General features: G+C 60.6%; 9 protein-coding genes. 1 reads left to right on the forward strand and 8 read right to left on the reverse strand.

What is annotated here, in order from left to right; genetic code table 11:
* The coding region (locus tag ACRXB1_RS28045) for an NADPH:quinone oxidoreductase family protein (RefSeq protein ID WP_449493884.1) at positions 1-529 on the forward strand (529 nt) is incomplete at its 5' end.
* A gap of 24 nt (positions 530-553) precedes the next feature.
* Here ACRXB1_RS28045 and ACRXB1_RS28050 read toward each other — a convergent pair.
* The 8 genes from ACRXB1_RS28050 to ACRXB1_RS28085 form a co-directional block, all read right to left on the reverse strand.
* Positions 554-1,378: an ABC transporter permease gene (locus tag ACRXB1_RS28050; RefSeq protein ID WP_061999544.1), complete on the reverse strand. Its 825-nt coding sequence runs from the start codon at positions 1,376-1,378 to the stop codon at positions 554-556.
* A 36-nt stretch (positions 1,379-1,414) separates the two neighbouring features.
* Positions 1,415-2,242, reverse strand: a complete 828-nt coding sequence (locus ACRXB1_RS28055; RefSeq protein ID WP_061999545.1) for an ABC transporter ATP-binding protein — start codon at positions 2,240-2,242, stop codon at positions 1,415-1,417.
* Between the two features lie 3 nt (positions 2,243-2,245).
* A complete protein-coding gene (locus ACRXB1_RS28060; RefSeq protein ID WP_062170028.1) occupies positions 2,246-3,283 on the reverse strand; it encodes an ABC transporter substrate-binding protein in 1,038 nt (345 codons plus the stop codon).
* 63 nt (positions 3,284-3,346) lie between these two features.
* Positions 3,347-4,552: a CaiB/BaiF CoA transferase family protein gene (locus ACRXB1_RS28065; RefSeq protein ID WP_449493885.1), complete on the reverse strand. Its 1,206-nt coding sequence runs from the start codon at positions 4,550-4,552 to the stop codon at positions 3,347-3,349.
* A gap of 31 nt (positions 4,553-4,583) precedes the next feature.
* Complete coding sequence (locus tag ACRXB1_RS28070) at positions 4,584-4,808, reverse strand: DUF1653 domain-containing protein (protein ID WP_174364614.1); 225 nt, start codon at positions 4,806-4,808, stop codon at positions 4,584-4,586.
* Between the two features lie 20 nt (positions 4,809-4,828).
* Positions 4,829-5,425, reverse strand: coding sequence for a recombination mediator RecR (gene recR / locus ACRXB1_RS28075; RefSeq protein ID WP_061999549.1), 597 nt, complete (start codon positions 5,423-5,425; stop codon positions 4,829-4,831).
* 40 nt (positions 5,426-5,465) lie between these two features.
* On the reverse strand, positions 5,466-5,792 hold the full coding sequence (locus ACRXB1_RS28080; RefSeq protein ID WP_056363948.1) for a YbaB/EbfC family nucleoid-associated protein: 327 nt from the start codon (positions 5,790-5,792) through the stop codon (positions 5,466-5,468).
* A 114-nt stretch (positions 5,793-5,906) separates the two neighbouring features.
* Positions 5,907-6,118: hypothetical protein (locus tag ACRXB1_RS28085; RefSeq protein WP_449493886.1), on the reverse strand; the 212-nt coding region annotated here is incomplete at its 5' end.

Raw genomic sequence — 6,118 nt, forward strand, 5'->3', positions numbered from 1 at the left:
TGGCGGCGTGGGGCTGGCAGCGGTTGAAATTGGCAAGGCGCTTGGAGCACGCGTGATCGCTGCGGCGTCCAGCGCGGAGAAGCTGGCATTGTGCGTTGAACATGGGGCAGATGCGACCATCGACTACTCGAACGAGAACCTGCGTGAGCGCATCAAAGAGCTGACGGACGGAAAAGGTCCGGACGTCATCTACGATCCGGTTGGCGGCGAGTATGCGGAACCGGCTTTTCGCAGCATCGGATGGAGGGGGCGTTATCTGGTGGTGGGGTTCGCCAACGGCGAGATACCGAGGTTGGCCCTCAATCTGACGCTGCTGAAAGGCGCCAGCATCGTGGGCGTGTTCTGGGGCCAGCACATGCAACACGAACCCGAGCTCGCAGGCGCAGCAATGAAGCAGATCTTTGCTTGGATCAAGGAACGCCGGCTTCGCCCGCACATCACGAAGCGTTATCCGCTCGCGCGAACCGCCGATGCATTGAGCGACATGGCGAGCCGGCGTGTCTCGGGCAAGATCGTGATCGAGCCGTGAATGATTGGCGTCAAGAGGGCCGCGTCACATCTTTTCGGTATCACCGGCGCTCGGCTGCCACTTCATCAGGCGGCGTTCGACGAACGCAACTATCCCGTCCAGGATCAGTGCAAATGCCGTGAGCACCAGAATGCCTGCGAACACGGTATTGATATCGAACGTGCCTTCGGCTTGGAGAATCAGGTATCCGACACCGCGTGCAGAACCCAGATATTCGCCCACTACGGAGCCGACAAACGCAAGTCCCACCGACGTGTGCAAGCTGGAGAACACCCAGCTTGTCGCGCTCGGCAAATACACGTGCCGCAGCAGATGTTTGCGATTGGCGCCGAGCATGCGGGCGTTGGCAAGAACGACCGGGCTCACTTCCTTCACGCCCTGATAGACGTTGAAAAACACGATGAAAAAGACCAGCGTCACGCCGAGCGCCACTTTCGACCAGATGCCGAGGCCGAACCAGACGGCGAAGATCGGTGCGAGGATGACGCGCGGCATCGAGTTCGCGGCCTTGATGTACGGATCGAAGAGCGCGCTCATCATGGGCGCCAGGGCAAGCCATAAACCAACTCCGAGACCCATTACCGTTCCAATCACGAATGCGAGCACGGTTTCGATCAGCGTGACCCAGAGATGCACGTAGATCTCGCCGGTCGTGAACCATTGCCAGATGCGCAACAGCACTTTCTGCGGTTCGCCAAAGAAAAATGCGGCCTTGCTCGAATCGTCGAAATAAAAAGCCGGCAACAGCGTCGGGCTGGTCAGCACATACCAAAGTAAGAAACACAGCACGAGCAGCAGCCACTGCCATACAACCAGGTTGGCGCGGTTCGGGCGCAACGTTTTCCACATGATCGATCTGCTCTTGTTAGCAAGCTAATGGGCGATTCAAACGGCTGTGAGCTGTTGCTTGTAGCCTTTCAGGACTTCTTCCCGCAGCACGGACCAGATCTGTGAATGCAATTCCACGAAGCGCGGATGCGAGCGGATTTCGGCCACATCACGCGGACGCGGCAGATCGATCACGAACTCGCCGATCGGATGCGTGCCAGGCCCTGCCGACAGCACCACCACGCGATCGGACAGCGAAATCGCTTCGTCGAGGTCATGGGTGATGAAGAGCACGGCTTTACGCTTGGCTGCCCAAAGTTCGAGCAACTCGTTTTCCATGAGCTGGCGCGTCTGGATATCCAGGGCGGAAAACGGTTCGTCCATCAGGATGATGTCCGGATCGAGGATCAGCGTTTGCGCCATGCCCACGCGCTTTCGCATGCCGCCGGACAACTGATGCGGATAACGGTCGCCGAACCCGCCAAGACCGACGCGCTTTAACCACTCTTCGCCTCTCGCAGACGCTTCGTCTTTGGGAACGCCGCGAAACGACAAACCGGCTGTGACGTTGTCGAGTGCCGATCGCCAGGGCATCAGCGCTTCAGCCTGGAACATGTATCCGGCGCGGCGGTTGATCCCGTCAAGTTCGGTACCGAAGACGTTGACCGTGCCCGACGAAGGCGCGAGCAAACCCGCGCCGACGTTCAACAGCGTGGACTTGCCGCAACCCGTAGGACCGACGACCGAGACGAACTCGCCCGGCGCGACGCGCAACGTCGTCTCCTTGACCGCCGTGTAGCGGGAACGGCGGTCATCGCGGGAGACGAACGTGCAGGTGACATTCTCCAGCGCGAGCGCGGGGACCGGTGTAGTTGTCGGCTGCATCGCTTATGCCTTGACCGAGGTCAACGCCTTCTTCACGAAGTCGTTGGTCCACGTCTTCGACAGGTCGATCGGCTTGCTTTTTACGGTTTCGTCGAAGGCTTGCAGCGTCTTGAGCGACGTCGCCGGGCCGTTTGCGGGCATCAGGCCATCGGGCGACATGGCTTCCTTCACGTGCTGCCATGCATCCAGATAAAGCGAACTGTCGCCGAGCAAGTATGCCTCGGGCACCGTCGAGATCAGGTCCTTGCCCGTTGCCGTCTGAAGCCACTTGAGTGCACGGACCATCGCGTTGGTGAGCGCCTGGGTGGTGTTCGGATTCTTCGTGATGAAGCTCTGCGACGCATACAGGCACCCTGCCGGCATGTCGCCGCCGAAGACCGCGCGGGTATCGGCGAGCGTACGGGTGTCCGAGATCACTCGGATGTCGCCGGAGCGTTCCAGTTTGGTCATGACGGGATCGAGGTTCGCCATGGCATCGATCTGTCCCGACTGCAATGCAGCGACCGCACCCGCTCCCGCGCCCACGCCGATGAACGACACGTCGCTCGCGGTGAGCCCGGCCTTCGCCAGAACGAAGCTCGCCATGATCGATGTCGACGAACCCGGCGCAGTCACGCCGATCTTCTTGCCTTTGAGATCGGCGATGCCCTTGTAGTTCGGCATCGCTTTCTTCGACACAGCCAGCACGATCTGCGGCGCGCGCCCTTGCAGCACGAACTCGCGGAACATCTGCCCCTTCGCCTGCAGCAGCAGCGTGTGTTCGAACGCGCCCGACACCACGTCCGCGCTGCCACCCACCGCGGCCTGCAACGCTTTCGCACCGCCGGCGAAGTCGGAGATTTCGATCTCGAGCCCTTCGTCCTTGAAGTAGTTGCGGCGCTCCGCAATGGTGAGCGGCAAGTAGTAGAACAGGTTCTTGCCGCCGACCGCGATCGAAACCTTTGGATGCTCGAGCTTCGCTTGCGCGAACGCGAATGGGGTGTCTATCAATGTGCCGGCAGCGAGCGCCGCGCCGCTTGCGATGAAAGTCCTGCGTTGCATCTTGTCTCCTTCGTTTTTATTTTTCGAGGCTTCGGTTTGAACGCCGAGATATTTTGCGGAGGTTCAAATCACCCTGTCCGCCCGCAATCTCGCAATATTGTCAGGATCATACCCGAGCGATTGCAGGACTTCATCGGTGTGTTCACCGAGTTGCGGTCCGAGCCAGCGTGTTCCGCCAGGCGTTTCCGAGAGCTTTGGCGTGACGTTCGGCAAGGCGATCTCACGGCCATCCTGCCACGGAAATCGCTGGATCATCTGGCGCGCGATGTACTGAGGGTCCGTGAACATGTCGGCCACGCTGTAGATGCGTCCCGCGGGAACATCGGCGGCGTTGAGCACGGCGAGGGCTTCGTCGATCGTGCGCGTGCACAGCCACACGCGGATGGCATCATCGATTTCCCGCGTACGTGGCACGCGTCCATCATTCGATGCCAGCGTCGGATCGTTGCCCAGATCTTCGCGGCCGATCGCCAGCATCAAACGCTTGAAGATAGGATCGCTGTTGCCGCCGATCACGATGCTGCCATCGCGGCACGGATACGTATTCGACGGCACGATACCCGGCAGCGACGCGCCCGTGCGTTCGCGGATCATGCCGTACACACCATATTCCGGCACTACGCTTTCCATCATGTTGAAGACGGCTTCGTAAAGCGCGACATCGACGACCTGCCCTTTGCCACCGTTCGCTTGCCGGTGATGCAGCGCCATCAGTGCGCCGATCACGCCGTGAAGCGCAGCAATGGAGTCCCCGATCGAAATGCCGATCCGGGGCGGCGGCAAATCGGGATAGCCCGTGATGTGACGTAATCCGCCCATGGATTCGGCGATCGCGCCAAATCCCGGCCGGTCGCGATATGGCCCGGTCTGCCCGTATCCGGACAAACGCACCATCACGAGACCAGGATTTTCGGCGGACAGGACTTCGTAACCGAGTCCGAGTTTCTCGAGCAGACCCGGCCTGAAATTCTCGACGACGATATCGGCTTCCTTGGCCAGCCGGCGGACGATTTCCTTGCCTTCCGGGGCTTTCAGGTTGATAGTCACCGACTTTTTATTGCGCGCCTGAACGGCCCACCATAGCGACGTCCCGCCCACTTCCGGATAGAGCTTGCGCCATTTGCGCAGCGGATCGCCGCCGTTCGGATCTTCGATCTTGATGACGTCAGCGCCGAACTCGCCCATGAAGCGCGAGGCGAACGGCCCGGCGATCAGCGTGCCGAGTTCGAGCACCTTGACGCCGGCGAGCGGTCCCGAGGTTGCGCTCATGGTGTCTCCTGCGTTGTTGTTTGTGACTTGCTTAAAGCGGAATCTCGAGCGCCTGGAAACGCGGCGCACCGTTTGAGAGCGTGTCGTTGAAGATCGCGGCCGGCCGCACCCACAAGCCGTGGTCGTGAGGCCACAGATGTTCGTAGACGATCATGGGCTCTTCAGTTTCGGAATGCCGCGCCACGCCAATCACACGATACAACCCGCCCTTGTAATGGCGATGTGTGGCCAATGCCAGTGCTTCTGCTTCGGTCATGTCGTTGTATGTCCTCAGGTCTATACCGAACGGCGATCCAGCATCGCGCGCGCGATCGTGCCTGCATCGACGTATTCGAGTTCCCCGCCCACCGGTACGCCGCGCGCGAGCCGCGTCACCTTCAGGCCCTTGGATTTCAGCGTCTGCGCGAGGTAATGCGCGGTCGCTTCGCCCTCGTTCGTGAAGTTCGTGGCGAGCACGATCTCCTTCACGATGCCATCGGTGGCGCGCTGGATCAGGCGATCGAAATGAATTTCCTTCGGCCCGATACCATCGAGCGGACTCAGCCGCCCCATCAGCACGAAATACAAGCCGCTATAAGTCAGCGTCTGTTCGAGCATGATCTGGTCGGCTGGCGTTTCGACCACGCAGAGCAATTCGGCGTCGCGCTCGGGATCGCTGCAGACTTCGCAGATTGCCGCCTCGGTGAACGTGTTGCATTTCTCGCAGTGCTGCAGATGCTCGGTTGCAAACATCAGCGACCGGCCGAGCTTTTCAGCGCCTGGCCGGTCATGCTGCATGAGGTGATAGGCCATGCGCTGCGCCGACTTGGGACCCACGCCCGGCAGAGCGCGCAGCGCTTCGACGAGCGCCGACAAGGCGGAAGGTTGTTTCATGCGCGGTGGCCGTTGCTCTGAGAGTTGGTGTGCTGGCAGCTTAGAACGGCAGCTTGAAGCCCGGCGGCATCGGCATGCCGGCGGTCATGCCGCTCATCTTTTGCTGCGTAGTGGCTTCGGCCTTGCGCACGGCGTCGTTAAATGCTGCGGCAACGAGGTCTTCCAGCATGTCCTTGTCGTCGGCGAGGAGGCTCGGATCGATCACGACCCGGCGCACGTCGTTCTTGCAAGTCATCGTTACCTTCACAAGGCCCGCGCCCGACTGACCTTCCACTTCGATCAGCGCGAGTTCGTCCTGCGCCTTCTTCATGTTGTCCTGCATTTGCTGCGCTTGCTTCATCAAGCCGGCGAGTTGGTTCTTCATCATGATCGGGCTCCTTGGGGAAAACGGTATAGAAAATGGGTGGCTGGCGTTCAGTACATCGCCATGCCAGCGAAGAATGTGCGCTTCGTTGCGCTTGAAACGATGTTCTCTAAAAGCTTAATTCGCCGATGCGGCGTTCTGCCCGCCGCCCTGTGCGCTGCTGCCGTTCTCCGGCGAGATCGGCTTGATGGACCCCTGCACGATACTCGCGCCGAAATCGCGAATCAGGGACTGCACGAACGGGTTCTGCGTGATTTCCTTTTCCGCTTGCTGCTGGCGCTGGGCGCGAAGAGCCGCATCGACGGCCGCAGCCGTACGGCGCGCCGCCA

The sequence above is a fragment of the Caballeronia sp. M23-90 genome, assembly GCF_053574605.1.